This is a genomic window from Candidatus Hepatoplasma crinochetorum Av (genome assembly GCF_000582535.1).
GTDB classification, from domain to species: domain Bacteria; phylum Bacillota_I; class Bacilli_A; order Mycoplasmatales; family Hepatoplasmataceae; genus Hepatoplasma; species Hepatoplasma crinochetorum.
On the sequence record NZ_CP006932.1, the window covers coordinates 451,151 to 469,640 of the forward strand.

General features: G+C 21.8%; 15 protein-coding genes. 1 reads left to right on the top strand and 14 read right to left on the bottom strand.

Annotation, left to right across the window (positions count from 1 at the left end):
* Nucleotides 1-3: 3 nt before the first annotated feature.
* The 7 genes from yihA to X271_RS02120 all read right to left on the bottom strand — a co-directional run bounded on the left by yihA (nucleotide 4) and on the right by X271_RS02120 (nucleotide 10,327).
* Nucleotides 4-600: a ribosome biogenesis GTP-binding protein YihA/YsxC gene (gene yihA / locus X271_RS02090; protein ID WP_128571649.1), complete on the bottom strand. Its 597-nt coding sequence runs from the start codon at nucleotides 598-600 to the stop codon at nucleotides 4-6.
* Nucleotides 581-1,783 carry a hypothetical protein gene (locus X271_RS02095; RefSeq protein WP_025208820.1) on the bottom strand — a complete coding sequence of 401 codons (1,203 nt, stop codon included), beginning with the start codon at nucleotides 1,781-1,783 and terminating at the stop codon, nucleotides 581-583. The genes yihA and X271_RS02095 overlap by 20 nt, the downstream gene beginning before the upstream one ends.
* 41 nt (nucleotides 1,784-1,824) lie before the next feature.
* On the bottom strand, nucleotides 1,825-3,261 hold the full coding sequence (locus tag X271_RS02100) for a hypothetical protein (protein ID WP_025208821.1): 1,437 nt from the start codon (nucleotides 3,259-3,261) through the stop codon (nucleotides 1,825-1,827).
* Nucleotides 3,262-3,278: 17 nt separating this feature from the next.
* The gene (locus X271_RS03185; RefSeq protein WP_025208822.1) at nucleotides 3,279-5,789 is read right to left on the bottom strand and encodes an ATP-binding cassette domain-containing protein; all 2,511 of its coding nucleotides are present in this window, start codon (nucleotides 5,787-5,789) and stop codon (nucleotides 3,279-3,281) included.
* Nucleotides 5,790-5,885: 96 nt separating this feature from the next.
* Nucleotides 5,886-7,226, bottom strand: coding sequence for a hypothetical protein (locus X271_RS02110; protein ID WP_025208823.1), 1,341 nt, complete (start codon nucleotides 7,224-7,226; stop codon nucleotides 5,886-5,888).
* A gap of 9 nt (nucleotides 7,227-7,235) precedes the next feature.
* A complete protein-coding gene (locus X271_RS02115; RefSeq protein ID WP_025208824.1) occupies nucleotides 7,236-8,348 on the bottom strand; it encodes a hypothetical protein in 1,113 nt (370 codons plus the stop codon).
* A gap of 11 nt (nucleotides 8,349-8,359) precedes the next feature.
* Nucleotides 8,360-10,327: a DUF2779 domain-containing protein gene (locus X271_RS02120; protein ID WP_025208825.1), complete on the bottom strand. Its 1,968-nt coding sequence runs from the start codon at nucleotides 10,325-10,327 to the stop codon at nucleotides 8,360-8,362.
* A 114-nt stretch (nucleotides 10,328-10,441) separates the two neighbouring features.
* On the opposite strand from X271_RS02120, the gene rpsT reads away from it, so the two are divergent.
* Entirely contained in the window at nucleotides 10,442-10,684 is a 243-nt protein-coding gene (gene rpsT / locus X271_RS02125) for a 30S ribosomal protein S20 (protein WP_025208826.1), read from the top strand.
* A gap of 38 nt (nucleotides 10,685-10,722) precedes the next feature.
* Here rpsT and X271_RS02130 read toward each other — a convergent pair whose 3' ends face one another.
* The 7 genes from X271_RS02130 to X271_RS02160 all read right to left on the bottom strand — a co-directional run bounded on the left by X271_RS02130 (nucleotide 10,723) and on the right by X271_RS02160 (nucleotide 18,489).
* Nucleotides 10,723-11,412 carry a GntR family transcriptional regulator gene (locus X271_RS02130; RefSeq protein WP_025208827.1) on the bottom strand — a complete coding sequence of 230 codons (690 nt, stop codon included), beginning with the start codon at nucleotides 11,410-11,412 and terminating at the stop codon, nucleotides 10,723-10,725.
* Nucleotides 11,413-11,509: 97 nt separating this feature from the next.
* Nucleotides 11,510-13,465, bottom strand: coding sequence for a PTS transporter subunit EIIC (locus X271_RS02135; RefSeq protein ID WP_025208828.1), 1,956 nt, complete (start codon nucleotides 13,463-13,465; stop codon nucleotides 11,510-11,512).
* Nucleotides 13,466-13,497: 32 nt separating this feature from the next.
* Nucleotides 13,498-13,938: a hypothetical protein gene (locus X271_RS02140; RefSeq protein WP_025208829.1), complete on the bottom strand. Its 441-nt coding sequence runs from the start codon at nucleotides 13,936-13,938 to the stop codon at nucleotides 13,498-13,500.
* A 109-nt stretch (nucleotides 13,939-14,047) separates the two neighbouring features.
* Nucleotides 14,048-14,356 (bottom strand): hypothetical protein, encoded by a 309-nt coding sequence (locus X271_RS02145; protein ID WP_025208830.1) that lies wholly within the window; start codon nucleotides 14,354-14,356, stop codon nucleotides 14,048-14,050.
* A gap of 59 nt (nucleotides 14,357-14,415) precedes the next feature.
* Complete coding sequence (locus tag X271_RS02150) at nucleotides 14,416-16,662, bottom strand: RNA polymerase beta'' subunit family protein (RefSeq protein ID WP_025208831.1); 2,247 nt, start codon at nucleotides 16,660-16,662, stop codon at nucleotides 14,416-14,418.
* 9 nt (nucleotides 16,663-16,671) lie between these two features.
* Complete coding sequence (locus X271_RS02155; protein ID WP_025208832.1) at nucleotides 16,672-17,577, bottom strand: ABC transporter ATP-binding protein; 906 nt, start codon at nucleotides 17,575-17,577, stop codon at nucleotides 16,672-16,674.
* 45 nt (nucleotides 17,578-17,622) lie between these two features.
* Nucleotides 17,623-18,489 (bottom strand): ECF transporter S component, encoded by an 867-nt coding sequence (locus X271_RS02160; RefSeq protein ID WP_025208833.1) that lies wholly within the window; start codon nucleotides 18,487-18,489, stop codon nucleotides 17,623-17,625.
* Between the last annotated feature and the right edge of the window lies 1 nt (nucleotide 18,490).

An 18,490-nucleotide genomic window follows, 5' to 3' on the forward strand; every position in this document is an offset into this window, starting at 1 on the left:
CAATTAAAAATAATTTGAAAATAAATTTTTGATTGCTCTTAAATTAGTTTTATTTATTGCTGAATATAAAATAATATTATTTTTATTTAATTTAATTTTAATTTCCTTTATAAATGCTGCTTTTTCTTTTTGATTTACCTTATCTAATTTAGTAGCAACAATTTGATAATTTATCTTATTTTCTTGTAAATAACTAATCATTAAAAAATCATCATTTGAAAGTTTTCTTCTAATATCTAAAAGTAAGATTGCAAGATCCAAATTATTTCGCTTCGAAAAATAATCTCCCAGCATTTTAGAAAATATTTGCAATTGCTTTTTACTTACATTTGCATATCCATAACCAGGAATATCGACCAAACGAAATTTATTATCAACATCAAAAAAAGAAATGGCACGTGTTTTTCCTGCTTTATTTGATTTTTTTGCAAGTTGTTTATTGTTTGCGATTGTATTTATAAATGTTGATTTACCAACATTTGATCTTCCAATTATTACAATCTCTTTTAAATTATCATTAGGCATTTTATCTAAACTATCTGTAGTAAGTAAATACTTTACATTTTTTAAGAAATTATTATTATCTAATTGATCATTCAAATTTTTTCACCCCCGCTCCTATAAAAACAATAATCATTACTAAAGGTGTAAATGAATAAAGAATTGATTGGGAATCAGAAATATCAAATAAAACAAAAGGATCAATAAAAAATTTAAGTCAATCTTCTGCTGGTTCCGAAAATAAATTTGTAATGAAAGTATTTAATGAATCAACATTTTTAAATACAATAGTAGCAGGAACTTCATTTCCTAAAAAATCAACTGAAATCTTTTCAAGATTTTGAAATGTTTCACTACTAAAAATACTAGGACCACCTGCTTGTACAGATTGAAATGATGCTTCAAGTTCAGAGTTAGTAGAACTAGCAAAAATAGTTGCATCATTTATTAAATTATCTCAATCTCAATTTTGCACATTTCCTAATTTATTAAAAATAACATCGGTAATTTCTGTTGCTGTCTCACTATTAAGACCGGCCTCTTCCAATAAACTTTCAATAAAATTATAAGTAGCATCATTTGATAATGCTATCTGCATTGTTTGATTTGAATAATAATTAGGGACTACGTATCTTAAATCAAGCAAAATTTCAATCGATGGAATATCTTTACTTTTTCCAAATACAAAAATATTAGGAATTGAAGTATAAGTTCCAAACATAAAAAATAAAAGATAGAAAAATGATCATAAATATAAAGTAGTAGAAGATTTTGAAAGTGAAATTAAAAGAAAAGCTAATCCATATGCAAGTAATACTCCTAAAATCAAGGAATAAAAATAAAGTCCTCATTTTACATCTTCTCAATAAATATCACCTGATAACAATAATAATATTTTTTGATCTGATCAAAAACTCCAATCTGTAGCAAGAAAATTGCTATTCCCAATCGTAAGAAAAAATACAATAAGCGAAATAATTATAATTATAATTGTTGTAAATATAAGTGCTGTAATTAAATTAACAATAAGAACTTTTGATTTACTCAATCTTGTAAGCGAAATTGATTTAATAAGTGATGTTTTTCTAATTTCAAGAATTGTTCCTCCGAAAAGAAAAAAAGCAACCATAATAATTGAGATTGATACTATTGTAGAATAAATATAACTAACAGGAACTACTTGCCCAAGCCCAAATAAAAAAGCTATTGGAAAGATAATTGAAACATATGTAAAAGGTGATTTTCCGTATTGCTTTAAAATTGTTTTAAAATAGGGTCACATTTATATTTACCTTTCCTCACTTAAATATTATAAATCACAAATTATCTAATTGATCATTTAAAGTAATGAATTCCAATTCCCCCAAATATTATTATTAATATTAAAGGTAAAAATGAATTTAACATTGAATCTAAATTTCCTCAATTTCAAGGCTCTGTATTTGCAAAAACTCTTTCTAATCCATCAAGATTCTCTAGTACTAATCTTATATATAAACTAAGATTTGTTGAAGTTTCTGCACTAATTTCTCCCCCTCCTGATACAATAAGAGAAATTTCTCTATTAGAAGGATCTCCAATTAATTGATAATCAATTGTAAAAACTGAAATTGTAATATTTCCACTTAATTCTCCTTCGGGGATAAATTGCCCAAACCCAGGAATGATAAGAATATTAGCTTCTATGTTATTAATTGTAAATGATGTTGTATCAGGATTTAAAATTAACATTAAAATTGAATCACTTACTTCCCCTTCTAATGTTGCACTACTTATTGCTGTATTTGCTGCTGCAGCTGCAGCTGATCCAAATTCATAATCAATTATTGTAAGAACAATCGGTTCAATATCTAATTGATTAAATGATCCATGTGCACTAAGTAAAATAAATAGATTTGACTCAAATCCTATTGCTGATAATTCATCACTTGTAATTTTTGTAAGATCACCATCAAGACTTGATACATAATCTCCTAAGGCATATATGTCATCTTTTACAAGCGGAACATTAATATATTTTGTAAGTGTTTCAACAAAATCCGATTCTAAAAATTTAGCAAGATAAGAATTATTAGAAGCCATTGCGGATGACATCAATTGGTTTGTATAATAATGAGGAATAAATTTATAAACATTTTGTACAGGAGAATTTACAAACATTCCTAGTACAACAGGAAGTATAATCCCTCCTAAAATTAAAATTAAAAGAAAATACAAAATAGAAACAATATAAAGAGCATTTGTTGTTTTTGTAAATGAAATAATTAGAAATGTAATTGAATAAGATAAACAAACAGTAAGAATTACTGCATAAATAAATGTAAATCAATAAATTTGATCTCAATTAATATCAAAATTTAAAAGAACTAATGGATTGGGATATTCATTTAAAAAATTTGAAAAATCAATTGCAAGATAACCAGATTGATAAATTCCAAATGAAAATGCCATTATTACAATTGTTGTAAATAATGAAAAAACAGTAGCAACTATTATATTTACAGAAAAAATCGCTCCCTTTGATAATTTTGTAAGTGACATCGATTTAATAAGAGAGGTTCTTCTTAATTCCTGAATTGAACCACCAAATAAAAATAAAATTGTAATCGTAATTCCTACTGTAATTGCAGAAGGAATAATAATTGCAGCAGGAATTAATTGTCCCAATCCAATAATAAGTATAAAAGGAAATAAAAAGGCAGAATATGTATAAGGAGATTTTAAATATTGCTTAAATAAAATTTTTATATAATACCACATTATTAGTCTTCCCTCTACTAAACTTCTTTTTCTTTCTTGCTATCTATTTTTTGTACAATATCATAATTATTTTCAATTGTATCTGTTTTAAAATTTAAACTTTTAAGATCTAAAAATTTATCATTAATATCTTTATAAATATCAATAAAAATTTTCCTTACTGTAGATAAACTCATTTTTTTCAAATTATGAATTTCAGAAACTTTTCCATCTTTTAAAATTATAAGTTTATCAACTAAACGATAAACTTCTACTGGATTATGACTTATTAAAACAAGATTTGCATTTGTTTGATCAAGATAATATTTAATATATTGATTAATTTCTTCGATTGATTCAACATCAAGTCCTGTTGATATTTCATCTAAAATTAATAAACTTGGTTGTTTTAATAAAGCAATAATAACATTTAAACGCTGTCTCTCTCCTCCTGACAAAACATCTCCATTTGATTTTAAAATATGATCTAATTTAAAAATATTTACTAATTTTCAAAGTTCTTCTTCTGAAATTGCTCACATTGAAGTATTTAAAAATAATAAAAGAATATCTTTTACTTTTAAATCAGAAGGAAATTTAGATTCTTGAAATTGCATTCCAATTTCGTGTTTTGCAATTGATCTTGATGGAGCAAAATAATATTTAATTCTTCCAGTTGTACTATTTAAAGTTGTTGCTAAGATTTCTGTAAGTGTTGTTTTCCCACTTCCATTTGGTCCTGTAATTGCAACTCTCTCACCTTTATTTAAATTTAGCATCACCCCATCGACAGCAGGTTTTATTCCAAAATATTTTTTAACATTAATAATTCTAATTTGTTCTTTTTGATAATTTTTAAATAGTTCATTATTAAATATTTTTGGATATTTTTCTGGAATTTCCTGTAATAAAATAAGTTGATATGATAAATTTTTATTTTCTTCTTGTAAAACAGATTCTTTATCTAAAATTTCTTTTTCTATTTGATTAATATGTTCTTTATTTATTATTATTTTTTTATGTTTTTTTGAAAATTCTTTTTGTTTTTTTAATTCTTGCTTACTAGCTTTTTGTTTTCTTAATGATTTTGTTTTTAATTTTCTTTTATATTCAAAAATTTCAATTAATTCTTTATATTCATCAATTATTTTTTCTTGAATTGTATATATATCATCTTCAATTCGATTTTTTTTCGATTCTACTTTTCAAATTTTATGATTAATTTTATTTATTTTTCGATCAATTAAACTATGAGAACTATTATTTTCTTTTGCTTCAATTGTTTTTTCTAATAAATGATCTCTTTCTAATTTAAAATCAATCGATTTTTTATCATATTTATCAATTCCACTTTCTATTTTGATAATTTTAGTATTTTTTTTATCAATATTAATTTTAAATTCTGTTACATCATCGAAATTTTTTTTAATAATTTTAGGAAAGAAATTAAAAATATTATAAAATTTGCTTTTTATATATTTTTTATCCACATTAAATTCAAAATTAAAATCAATTTTTTCATCATTTCTTTTAATAAAATCATAAAAATTTTTATCATTTAATTTAGTAGAAGGCATTTCAAGAGAGATTACACCATTTTTTAAAAGAAAAACCGTATTTGTAAGATTTTTTATCTCTAAAAGATTATGTGAAATTAAAATAACTGTAATTTTATTTTCTTCAATATATCTTTTAAATAAAGATACAACCCTTTCATAAATATCAATATCTAATCCTGTAGATAATTCATCTAAAATTAACAATTTTGGTTTTTTAATAAAAGCAAGAAAAAGATTAACTCTTTGCTTTTGTCCTCCTGAAAGAGAAATTAATGTTTTATTATAAAATTTATCGATTCCAAATTCTTTAATTAAAATCTTTAATTCGCGATTTGTATATCTAATTTTCTTATTAACCATACGATTAAAAAAAATAATAATTTCACTTACTTTATATCCTTCAGGATAATTTAATTTTTGAAATTGAATTCCAATGCTATCACCTAGATCTTCTTTTGATTTACCAACATAGTAAATTAAACTTCCATTTGTAGCTCCTTTTACCCCAGAAATAATATCTGCAAGAGTTGTTTTTCCTGAACCATTATGACCAATAATTGATATTCGATCACCTTTTTTTATTTTTAAATTAATACCTTTTAAAACTTCTTTTTTACCAAAATTTTTACGAACATTTTTTAATTCAAGAAAATAATTATTTTTAAAAATTTCTTCTAGACTTTTTATTTTTTCAAAATATTTTTTTCCTTCAAATTCAACATTATTTAATTTTTTTTGTAATTCTTCTATTCTTTTTTTTATATTTTCAATTTCTGCTAAATTATCATCATTATTTTCTTCTTGCAACAAAATAATTTTCGTTTCTAAATTTTTAATTTTTCTTTTTAAGTTATCTTTATTATCAATAATGACTTTGTATTTATTTATAAATCTTAAATAATCAACATTTAAAAAAATGGTTTTAAAATCGCTTTTTTCTTTTTCTTGTTGATTATCTTGATTATTTTGTAAAACTTTGTTTTTTTTCATTTTAAAAATTAAAAGATTTTATAAGTATCATTTAACTAATATTTTACATATTTTTATCTTTTTATTTTAATTTAGATATACTTATTTATTTAATATTTAAATTTTTCCTTTCCTTTTTAAAATATCAAAATAAAATCCAATAAATCAATAAAAAATAATATTTGCATAAGGTAAAGTTAATACCAATCATCAACCTGCATTTGTTGCTCTAAATGGTGTAAAGGAAATATTTGTATAAACTCCATCAGTATTTAATGGTACTACAGTTCCATCTTTAATTGTAAATAATAAAATATTTGTATATTCAGGAAAATCTGATGTATTTACAGGAGGAACATAAGAAGGATCATACGGAATTATATTCATACTTCTAAAAAATGCTGTAAATAACATTTGATTTATATGATAGAAAGGAAATATTTGTGAAAGGATTCATAAAAATGATCTTGTATCAATATCACCAAAGTTTGTTACCTCATAATACTTATAATTAATAATTGTATTTTCATCTGGAGAAATATAATTATTATCATGAATATAAGTTTGTGTCGGTGGAATTGTAATTACATATGGATCAGATTGTGTTCCCTCTCCTGAAATTTTTATATAATCTGAATTACCATTTATAAAAAAACTAATGTATTGATTTTCTAAATTTCCTCGATTATTATATACTGAGTAATCAATTTTTGTCCCTTCAATTGTAGGTCCAAAAGCAAAAAATAAACATCCTCCGAAAACTAAATTTAAAAGAATGATTCCTGAGGAAATAACAAAAAATCCTTTAATATTTTTTGAATTAATTTGAATTGCAAAAGATAACACAAATGTAATTGCTGTAATTAATAATAAACAATAAAATACAACCCCTCAACCAATTGTTTGAAAACTATAATCAACAGAAATAAATTGTTGTCCGTGAAATCTTGGAATTCCTACCGGAAAAGGAAAAACTGCTCAAATGATATTTAATCAATACATTAAAAGAGTAAAGAAAATCGAAAATAACATCACAAGAGTATTTGAAAAAAGCATTAATAAAAAGATTGATGAATAAATGTAAAGACGATATCTCTTATTAAAAGAAAAATTACTATAAAAAGTCGAATTTCGAATATTATAAAAATATATTCCATATACTAAAAAACCATCAATTAAAAAATTAAAAGATAAAGTTGGTGTAAGAGAAAAAAAAGGAGGAAAAATTAAACATAATGTAACTAACATTATTAAACAAATCATTAAAATATAAATTGTTGAAATAGATGTAAAATACTTACGAAAAAGTAACCATAAAATGTTTCAAAAATTTTGTTTTGAATCAGTTTGTAAATTTTTATAAATTTTAATCTCTGAATCCAAATTCAACGAAATTTCTTGCTCAAGCGTTAATTCTTGTTTCTTTTTAGAATTTAATTTACGTTTGCTTTTTTCCATAATTATTGCTTAGCGATAATAATAAAAGTATTTTAACATTTTAATTTGTTTTTTAACAAAAAAGCTCTCAATTCCCAATAAGTAAATAAATGATATTATAAATGGACCAAATAAAACAAAATCTCAAAGAATACTATTAAAATAAAAATAATCAATTACAACTTCTTGATTTAAATAACTACTTCCTAAAAGATTTGGATTAGATATCATAAGTTCTAAATATTCATTTATATTATTATAATTCATTGTAATATTTGCAAACATAAATCTTGTCACCACATTAATATATCAATAGGGACAAAGCAATGAAAAAGCAAAAGGAATTACTTGATCTTGATAATTTATTTCTGGTTCAATAATTATTAAATCTTGTATCGGATCATAATAACTATTAGGATTAGTAAGTGGACTAGGATAAAATCAAAATTGCATTACACTACCAAAACAAAAAGTGTAAAAAAGAACAAAAACTGTAGTATAAAGAAAATATGCTTCATTTTTAATAAATAAACTTAAAAATAAAGCTATCAAATATGTAATAAGTGTTGTTGCAAAGAAAAAATAAATAAATAACCATCAATTAATAGAATTTAATGTTAATCCAATATCAGTAAGGAAAATATTATAATTGAAAAATCAATCATTATATATATATCCTATTTCAAGCAAAAGAAAAATAAGTAGAGAAATATAAATCATCATTAATATATTAGAAATAAATACAATAACCAAAGTTGAAATATATAAATTTTTAAGTTTAACTTTTTGATAATTAATTAAAGCAGAAGATTTTATTCTAAAAAAACATGTAGAAAAAACAAAAAAAGTAGAAAGAATTAAAGCAGAAGAATAAGTTCCTGCTGTAAGTACATAAATTGGAGCAATTGTTGCAAGAAAAACAATAAAAAAGATTGGAATAACATATAAAAAAATTGTAGTAAATGAAGTAAAATATTTTTTTAAATGAAAATATAGCATTTCAAAAAAATCTATATTCCGATCAATAGAAATATTTGATTTTATAACCTCTTGTAGATAGACAAAATCAAAATCAGCTTTTAATCGATCAATTCTTTTTGCTATATTTTTCTTTTTTATTTTTTTTATATTATTTTTTTTCATTAATTAAAACTTTATATATTTTTAGTAGCAAAATTTATTTCACTAATTAATAATTCAAAATCATAATTATATTGTGCAATAAATTCTTTTAATCGCTGAAAGATTGCAACCATTAATAAAGTATCATAACAGCAATATTTAAGCATTGCATTTCTTACATTTAATCAATTATCATCATAATAACTATTATTTTGAATAAGTCAAATTTTTGCTTGCTTTGCTGATTGATCTCCTTTTTGCACTCTTATATCTAAATCTTTATAGCTAATATCAGGAACAAAATGTGGACCAACAACTTTTATTGAATATGATCCTAAAAAATCCGGAGAGTAATATCAATAATTTGCAAAAGGTTCCATCATATCTAATGTTTCTTCATAAATTTTTAACAAAAAGGAAAATTTATCTTTTTTCTTATATTCTACTCTATTAATATAATTTGATATTATTGTTTTTTCGAATTGTTTATTATATGAAACATAACTTCCTGGTCCATATTTTTGCATATCTTTTGTAAAATTACTTCAAAAATCTTCGTAAAAATCTTTATTATCTTTTGCAAGTCATTCTAAATGAATAATATTTTTCCCTGATTTGAAATCAAAATCATCCTTATCTAAAATTATATGAATAGAATATTGATAAGGAACTTGTTCATAAGTAGACATATTCTTAACTCTTGGAATTGCTTGTGAAACTGTTTCAAAATCATACATATAAATAACTTTTTTATAAATTTGTAAATGATTTAAAATTTTATAATTTAAAATAAAGTTTTCATTACTTAGAATTGCATTCTTCTGAATAATTCTTTTAAATTTTTTTGAATTATTATTTTTATTTAAAAAATTAATGAAATTTTTATTTTTCAAAATATTAAAATCTTTTACTTTTAAAAAATTTTTAATATTCTCTTCCAATTTTTGAGTTGATAAATTAGAAATTAATTGTAAATTTTCAATTTGATCAATATTTTTAATTCCTATATTAAAAAAGTTCCCTTTTCTTTTATTATTGAATCAACTATCTCCTCCTAATAAAAAAATACTTTTTTCATCACTGATTCCCATATATTTAAGGAAAAAGGGAAAATATTCAGAATCTAAATAATTAAAATTTCTTCCCTCGAAATGATCTTTTTTTGGCAACTTATCTTTTTTTTGATTAATTTTTATCTTTTCTAAAAAATTATCAAAATCATTAAATATTTCAAAATAATCTTGATGATTAAAAATTTCTCTTATTAAAAAACCCTTTCCTTCTTCAATTGCTTTTTTTAGATCCTTCGGTTTTGAATTAAAATAACGATCATGTTCTTGAAAAAGATTTAATAAATTAAATTCAATTAATTCATTAATTTGTAAATCTTCTTTGTTTTGAAAAAGTTTAAAATTATTATTTAAAATTGTTAATTTCAAAATTCAATTATCAATATCATAACCATTTTTTTGCAAAATTTTTGCTTGAAACATAATATCAAGAGCATGATATTCTAAACAATTTGTAATTGCTTTTACTTCACATAATTTAAATTTTCCATTTTTATTAATAATTACATCTGTTCTTATTTTAAAACCATTGTAAACAAATGCTCCTTCAAATAAAATAAAATTTTTTTCCTTTTGCATAATTTCAAATGTTTTTTTTACAAGATTATCAAATCCTAATTCTTCTAAACTGAAATCATAAATTTTAAAATTATCTTTCTGATATTTATTAATATAGTATTTTTTTGATCAATCAGAGACATCATTCCCATCAATAATTGTTGTTGGTAATTCAAATTCAGAGATATTTAAATTTTTGTTTTTTAACCTCTTGTAACGATAATAAGATAATTTTTTTAAGTCTTCATATTGTTGTGCTGCTTTTAAATAATTATTGTCATCTGTAAGTCAAGCAAAAAAATCTCCTTTTAAATAGTTTAAAAAAGTATATTTTGTAAGGCTTTGGTTTTCGTTTTTAAAATTAAAATTCATAATATTTTCTATAAAATTTGATTATAATTAGAATAATTATAATAGAATTTAATTTATATTAAGAGTTTTAAAAAAACAGAAAATATTTTAAATATAGATAGCGGAGAATTATTAATGGCTAATATAAAATCAAAAGAAAAACGTAGAAAACAAGACGATAAAAAATACTTAAGAAATAAATCACAAAAATCAAAAATTAAGACAGCAATTAAAAAAGCAAAACAATACCCAACAGCAGAAAATAAAAATTATGCAGTTAAATTAATTGATCAAGCAGTAACATCGGGATTATTTCATAAAAATAAAGCAGCAAGATTAGTATCTAGCATTCAATCACTAAACGAAATTACTAAGTAAATTTAAAGAAAAAAGAGAATTAATATTCTCTTTTTTCTTTAAAAAATAATATTTTTAATATGTTCTATTTTAAAATAATTAGGAAATGTTTTTACCAAACTAAATCCTATTAGATTTTCATTTTTATCAAAAAAATAATTAAAAGTAGTTGGATAATATTGATTATTACTATTGAATAAAAATTTATCAAATTTAGTTTGCTTTGTAAGAATACTTTTATGATAAATTTTTTTAATCAACTTTTCATCAAATAATCTTTTCTTTCCTTGTCTTATAAGTTCTTCTTCTGTTAGTTTTAATTTATTTAAATTTAAAATTCAATTTATTGTATAGAAAACTGTCTGTTCTCCATTAAAATAAAGTTTTATATATTTTAAAAATTCTTCATCTTTATATTCAAAAGGAAAAGGGGAATTTATTTTTATTATTATTGGAATCTTATAATTTATTGAATGACGAGAAAATTCTTTATAAAAATCTTTATTACTCGAAATTGAATTAAAATTAAATTTTAAATCAGAAAAAGCTGAAACATAAACACCTTTTCCTTGTATTGAAAATAAAATATTTTGATTTACTAAATAAGTAATAGCTTTTCTAATTGTTTCTTTAGAGCAATTAAATTCTTCTAAAAATTCTCTTTCTGTTAAAATTCTTTCTTTTTGCTTTAGTTTTCCATTTTTTATATTTAATAATATTTTCTCTATTATCTCTTGTCGGTTTACCATTTTTTTATATTACTATTTTTTTATAAAAAATTATAACATTTAAATTTTTGCTAATAAAAAATAGTCTTGTAATAACAAGACTATTTTATTTTCAACGTTAATTATTTTTGCTTTTTTCTGATCACTCTTTATAAGTGAATCCTTGTTTTTTTAGCATTTGTAATTCAACTTTGAATATATCTGCTTCTGCTCCAAAAATGACTTGCACTGATCCTCCGGATAATTTCATAATTCCTTTGGCTCCTAATTTTTTCTTAATGTTTTCTTCATCAATTTTTGAAACATCTACAACCGAAAGTCTTAAACGTGTAATACATGCATTAATAGATTTAAGATTATCAAAATCACCTAAATATCCAAGTAAACTTACTGTTCTCTCAAAACGGGGATTACTTTCATCAAAATAACCTTTTCGACCTTTTGGTAAATTTTTATTTTCTTTTTTTGTATCTTTTGATTCAAGATAATCTTTTTTGCTTACTAATTTCATACTATCATCACTATCTCCACGTCCAGGTGTTTGAATATCAAATTTTAAAATATATCAACGGAAGAAGAAATAATAAATTGGCATATATATTATTCCAATAGGAATAATAATTCAAGCTGCAGTATTATATCCTGTTGCTAGAGGTAAAATTCCATATAAACAATAATCAATAATTCCTCCAGAGAATGTCATTCCTGCTGATACTTGTAGTAAATCATCAACTCAGAATGAAATTCCACACATTATAACGTGAAATATATAAAGCATCGGTGCTAAAAATAAGAATGTAAATTCAATAGGCTCTGTAATTCCTGTTAAAAATGTTGTAAGAACAGCTGCCCCTATTAATGACATTGCCATTTCTCTATTTTCTTTTTTTGCACACATAATCATTGCAGCACCAGCAGCTGGTAGAGCAAATATCATAAATTGATATTTACCTTGTAAATATTGACCCGGATGAGCCCCCGAAGTTATAAAATATACACATTCGTTTGTTCCACTATTAAAATCTAAATTCTGAGATGGTAAGAGATAATCATTTATATTTGTAGATGCTCCCCCGGCAGCGTTTGGATCGAATACTCAATAATTATTTGACATTCCTGTTAAATTTAATATTGTATCATTAGCTTCCACTCAATATTGCGTATTCAAAGAATTATAATCTAATCCATAATTTTGAATAGCAAATCACATATTTTCATCACCTGCTGATACAACTAATTGTTGACCTGTTGATGGATCAACAGCTATTATTTGTCCTCCTACAGATGTAAATCATAAAGGAGTATAAAAAGCATGATGCAATCCAAATGGAACTAAAGCTCGCTCAATAATTCCAAAAAGCAAAGCATCAAAACCATAATTCATTCCCAATAATAATTGACCAAATGAATCTAACCAAGTTCCAATTAAAGGCCAAGTAGCTAAAAATATAAAAGCTACTAGAGGCATAAACATAAACGCTATGATTGGAACAGATCTCGTTCCATTAAAAAATCCTAAAAAATTAGGTAATCTTAATGTACTGAAACGATTATATAATCACGCAGCAACAAACCCTACAGCAATCCCCCCAAACACAGATGTTTGTAAAGAAGTTATCCCTAAAGTTTGTCCCACAACCGAAGTTGGAACTTCATCATACCAAAGTATATGATAATTAATCAAAACTCCATTGGCATCAACATTTTCAAATATTAATACGGCTTGAGATACACAAAAAACCACATATCCTAAAAACCCTGTAAAAGCAGCAATTCCGGCATCATCCGTATATGCAATTGCAATCGCGACACAAAATAATGCCGGTAATGTTGCAAATATAATATTTCCAATATCACGCATTATTATTGGAATTAGATATCACGGATTTGTTTCTTTATCTAAACCAACAGTATCAAATATATTAATTATCCCTGAACCTATACCTAGAAACAGTCCTGCAATTGGTAAAACTGCAATAGGGAGCATTAATCCTTTTGAAAGTTTAGATAAAAATCCACGTGCGCCTTCGCCTTTATAGTCTTTTTCACGACTATATTCGATATTTTTATCCATTTATATTCCTTTACATTTTTATAAAATTTAAATTAATTTTTTTCAATTTGTTTTTTTTCAATATTTAAATCTTTTTCTTCAAGATCATTTTTTTCTTTATTTTTACTATTCTTTGTGGAAATTATTCGATAATTTCTTCATTTTGCAAAATATCTTTTCATAAATATTGCAAAAAATTGCAAAACTATATAAATAACACCACAAGTGATAATTGCTGTTCTATGTAATTCTTCATCTACATTTAAAATTACATTATATGCGTCAACACCAATTAAAATAATGATCGTTGGAAAAATAATCATAAATAAAATTCGTGAAAAAATTGTAAAAAAACGATATCAAAAATAACCGCTTTTAGGTTTAATTTTTTTATCAATTTTAGATACAAATTTATTAATAGAATTTTTACATTTCTGATATACTAATTTAATTTTTTTGTTTATACTAACAAAAAAGTTTTTTATTTTTGACATTTATTTCCTCATTTTAATATATGGATCTATTAATTTTAAAAGCAACATCTTATTAAATTTAAATAGAATAAATATTTATTTCTCAAAATTTATAATTTTATTTATAAAACTAAACTAATGCACTTATCGAAAGATAAAATAAACCTAATGATATTAATAAAAATAAAAACCCAATAAAAATTATTATGTGATATTTATATTCATATCAAAATCCTTTAAAAGATCCAATTGATTTATTTTTTCTATCTCTTCTAACTCTTGAATTTCATTGTTCTCTTTTTTCTGAAAAATACATTCAAAAAAATCAAATAGTTAATATTAAAAAAACAAAAGCAATTATTATTTCTGTAATTGCAACTATCTGATCTTGATTACTTGTAGTTATACTTTCTAATAAGTTAAATTTACTAGTTAACATATTTTTATCTATTTAAATTATAAGATATATTAATTTTAAATAAAATTAAATAATTTTATTTAAAATTTATCACTTGTATAGACAAGATGATTATTTTTTAATTTCTTATTTTTACCCAAATTATAATTAATATCTCTAAATCTTTCCCCTACTGGTTTATAACTATTAAAAAAATTATAACTTTTAAGTGAATCTTTTGAAATATAAAATAAAAGATCCTTGCTTTGTGAATTTTTTAATTCATTAATTCAATCTTTTACAATATTTACTGTTTCTAAATATTGACCATTATAAAAAAAAGTAATTCTTTTTGCAAATAATTGAATAAATTTAAGATTATTAACAAAAATTAAAATTGTAAATTTGTAATCTTGATTTATTATATTTAAATTTCTTACAATTTCAGATAATTTAATATTAAAATCATTTAAAAAATAATCATCAATTATTACTAAAGGACTATCAATTATCAATAAATTTAAAATTTGAATCAAAATTTTTTCATTTATATCTAATTTTTGATATTTTTTATTTAAAGATTGCTCTGATATATTTAGATATTTTAAAAAACTATTTAATCTTTCATCAAAGAGATTTTTTTCAAATTTATTAAATTTAGTTTTATGAAATTTATTATATTCATTTACTACTTCTTCTAATTCTTTTTCAAGAATTAGAACTTGCTGATTTTTTTTCTCAATTGCCTTTTCATCAAATTCTATATCTTGCTCTTTAAAATCTTTAATAACATTTTTTATAAATTCCTTTTTTGTATTATTGAAAAACTGATTAGTTTTATTAATTAGAATTTTATTATCAAATAAAATCTTTCTTAATACTATTTTTCTTTTTCTAGAATCAGAAATTAATAAATTTAATTCTTTTTTTAAAATAAATCTTTGTAATTTTTTTCTATCAATTGAACTTTTTATTTGCCAATCATAATAATTTTTATATTTTTTATAAATTTCTTCTGTTTTTTGATCAATAATTTTATGAAATTTTTTTAAATAAGAAAAATCATAGAAAAAATATGCTTCTCCGAAAAAATCAACTAAATTAATAAAATAATTTCTTAAATTTTCTAATATAAAAACTTGATAATTATAGTGTTTGATATCTGCAAGATAAAGGTTTATTGAAAATTTATTATGATTTTTTAAGGATATATCTTCACGTATTTTTTTAATATCAAAAATCATATATTCTATTTCTTTAATTTTATTTCTTACATATAAACTAAGATAATTGTATGTAATTCGATTAATTTTTGTATTAATAATACTTTTTTGAAATAAAAGATTATTAATATAATTTTGAAATTCTGAGATCTTTACTTTAATATTTTCTTTAATTTGATCACTATTTTTATTAATAATATTTAAAACATTATTTCAAATATATTCGATTTTTTCCTCTGAAAGATCAATTTTTTCTAAATTTTTTATTAATAAAAATAAACGCATTCTTATTGGATTTGCAATTAAAATATTATTTTTCTCTCCACTTTCTAAAATTAACAATCTTATAAATCTTTTAATTTCATTTTTAATAATTAAAAAATCTCTTTGATCTAAAGAATATTTTTTAACTAATAAAAATTCTTTTTTACTAAGAAAATATCATGATTTATTAAGATCCTTAAAAAAATATGATGTTTTTTTTCATTCTTCTTTCTTATTTTTAAGTTGATATATATTAAAAAAATATTTTTTTTTGATATATTTTAAATTTCTTTTATATATATTTCTTTCTCGCTCAATTTTTATATCAATTAATGATAATTCTTCTTTTATATTTAAGATATTAATTTCACTGTTTTTAAAATATTTTTTACCTTCATTTAAAGCAAAATCATTTGCTGCATCCTTTAAAGAAAAATTAGATTTAGATAACTGATTTTTTTTCTTTTCAATTTTACTTTCTAAATCATTAATTTTACTTTTAAACTCTTTTAAATTTTTATTATATTTATTTCTTGCATAATCTGATTTTATAAATTTATAAAATAAATTAGTATAAGAAGTATGTTTTCCTGAATAATTTTTATTCAAAAGTAAATTTGCTTTGGAATATCTTTCCCCTTGATCAAATATAAATTCTTCTGTTTTTTTATTTTCATTTAAATTATCAATAAATAATCACTTTAATCTTTCAAGTTGTTCACGATCATCACTTAAAAAAGCATGAATTTCTCCTTTTTTAATATTTAATGTAAAATTGTTAATTATTAAATTAAAATTTTTATCACGAAAAGCAAGGTTATTAATTTTTAAGAACGAAGAATTATTTAATTTGTTGGTCATTTTAATTTCCTATTGATTAATTTTAGGTTTTATAAATTGTGTTAAATTTAAATCACTATATAATCAAGAATAAACAAAGTGATTTTCTTTAATTTCTTTTCTAATTGGCTTTAATAAAAGTTCAATATTTAAAATATAATTTTTATTAAAATCAAATAATTTTTTATTAAAATCATATTTTAAATCTTTAAAATATGAAAAGAATTTATCATAAATTAAATCTTGACTTTTCAAAACCACCTCTCAAGTAATCGGATGATAAGGATCTTCAATGATTTCTTTAATATCTCCACCTTCAACAATTCGATTATCAAAAATAACAATACATTCATCTACAATTGAACTTAATCAAGCAATATTTGATGAAATAATTAAAATTGTTAATTTATTATGAAAACTATTTATAAATAATTTTAAATCTAAAATTTCGTTGGCGTTAAGATTTTTATCAATATTTTCTAAAATAATAAGTTCTTTTTCTAAAATAGAAGCTTTTAAAATTGCAAGTTTTATAAGCTCGTTTTTTTTAATCTCTTTTACATGCTTATAATGATAAGATGTTCCAATATTTCAATTAATCATTGTATAAAAATCAACTAAATTTTTATATGCAAGATCTTTGCTAAATTTAAAATTTAAAAGCAAATTTAAATAAACTTGTTTTCCAATTGTAAAATTTTTTTTAAAGGTAAAATTATTGCTTTCTGTAATATAACTATAATTTATTTTTTTAAATGATTCTTCTTTATTTATAATGCGAAAAAAGTTTGCAAAAAAACCATCATTATCAACTTGTAAAAGACCAAGATAAGAATTTTTTTTTATTGCAAAGTCAAGATATTTAATTTCTTTTGTTTGATCTTTTAAATCAAGATGTTTGTAATTTTTTATTGTGAAAATAAAATCATTTTTCATAAATAATAATTTTAAAATTATTAATATTATAATTTTTCTTTAAGATTAATTTAAATAAATATTATTTTCCACTTTTAAATTAATCGCATATTTACATCCAATTATAAATAAAAAAGTTACAAAAATTTTACTTGGAACAAGATATGTTGAACTAAAAACTCTTTCATAAAATTCTAATTTAAAAGGAATATCAAAAGCATAAAATTGTGAATATGGCCTAATAATAAATCCTGTAAAAATTCTTACAATTATAAAAATGATCGTAAGATAAACAAGCAAACTTAAATTTTCTTTTTTATATCGATATGTGTAAAAAAAGAGAATTTCAAGTAATATTATAAAAATTGGGGATATTGTAATCATTACATATAAAGAATTTTTTAGAAATTCTTCTTCTTCTCCTGTTTTCCCTAGAAAATAAACTAAAGTAAAACAGACCACAAGAAAAATTAATAAACTTAATTGAAATATCCAAAATTGTTGCTTTATTCCAATTTCCTTTTTTCTATTACGATAATTTTCTCCCAAAACTCCAGCAATAAGACCTGTAAAAGGGAAAATTAAAAAAGGAAGAGGAAGAGGTACTCATCCATTAAGCAATGTTCTCGATAAATCAGCAATTGCCCCATAAACAATCGCTTCAATTGGTCCAAATAAAATACCTGTAGCAACAATTGTTGCATCATCAAAACTAAAAGGAATAAAATCAGCTGCTTGGGGAATTATTCTTGTAAGAAAAGCTTGTAATAAAAATATTCCATAAAAAAAAGCAAAAATAGGAATTTTATAAATTGTAAGGGCTTTTCTTTTTTCTTTTTTATATTTAAAAAAATAATAAATTAAAGCAAAAATAATAATAAAAGAAAAAGAAAGAAATAAAATTCATCAAATTAAAGTGTAATTTGGATCCATC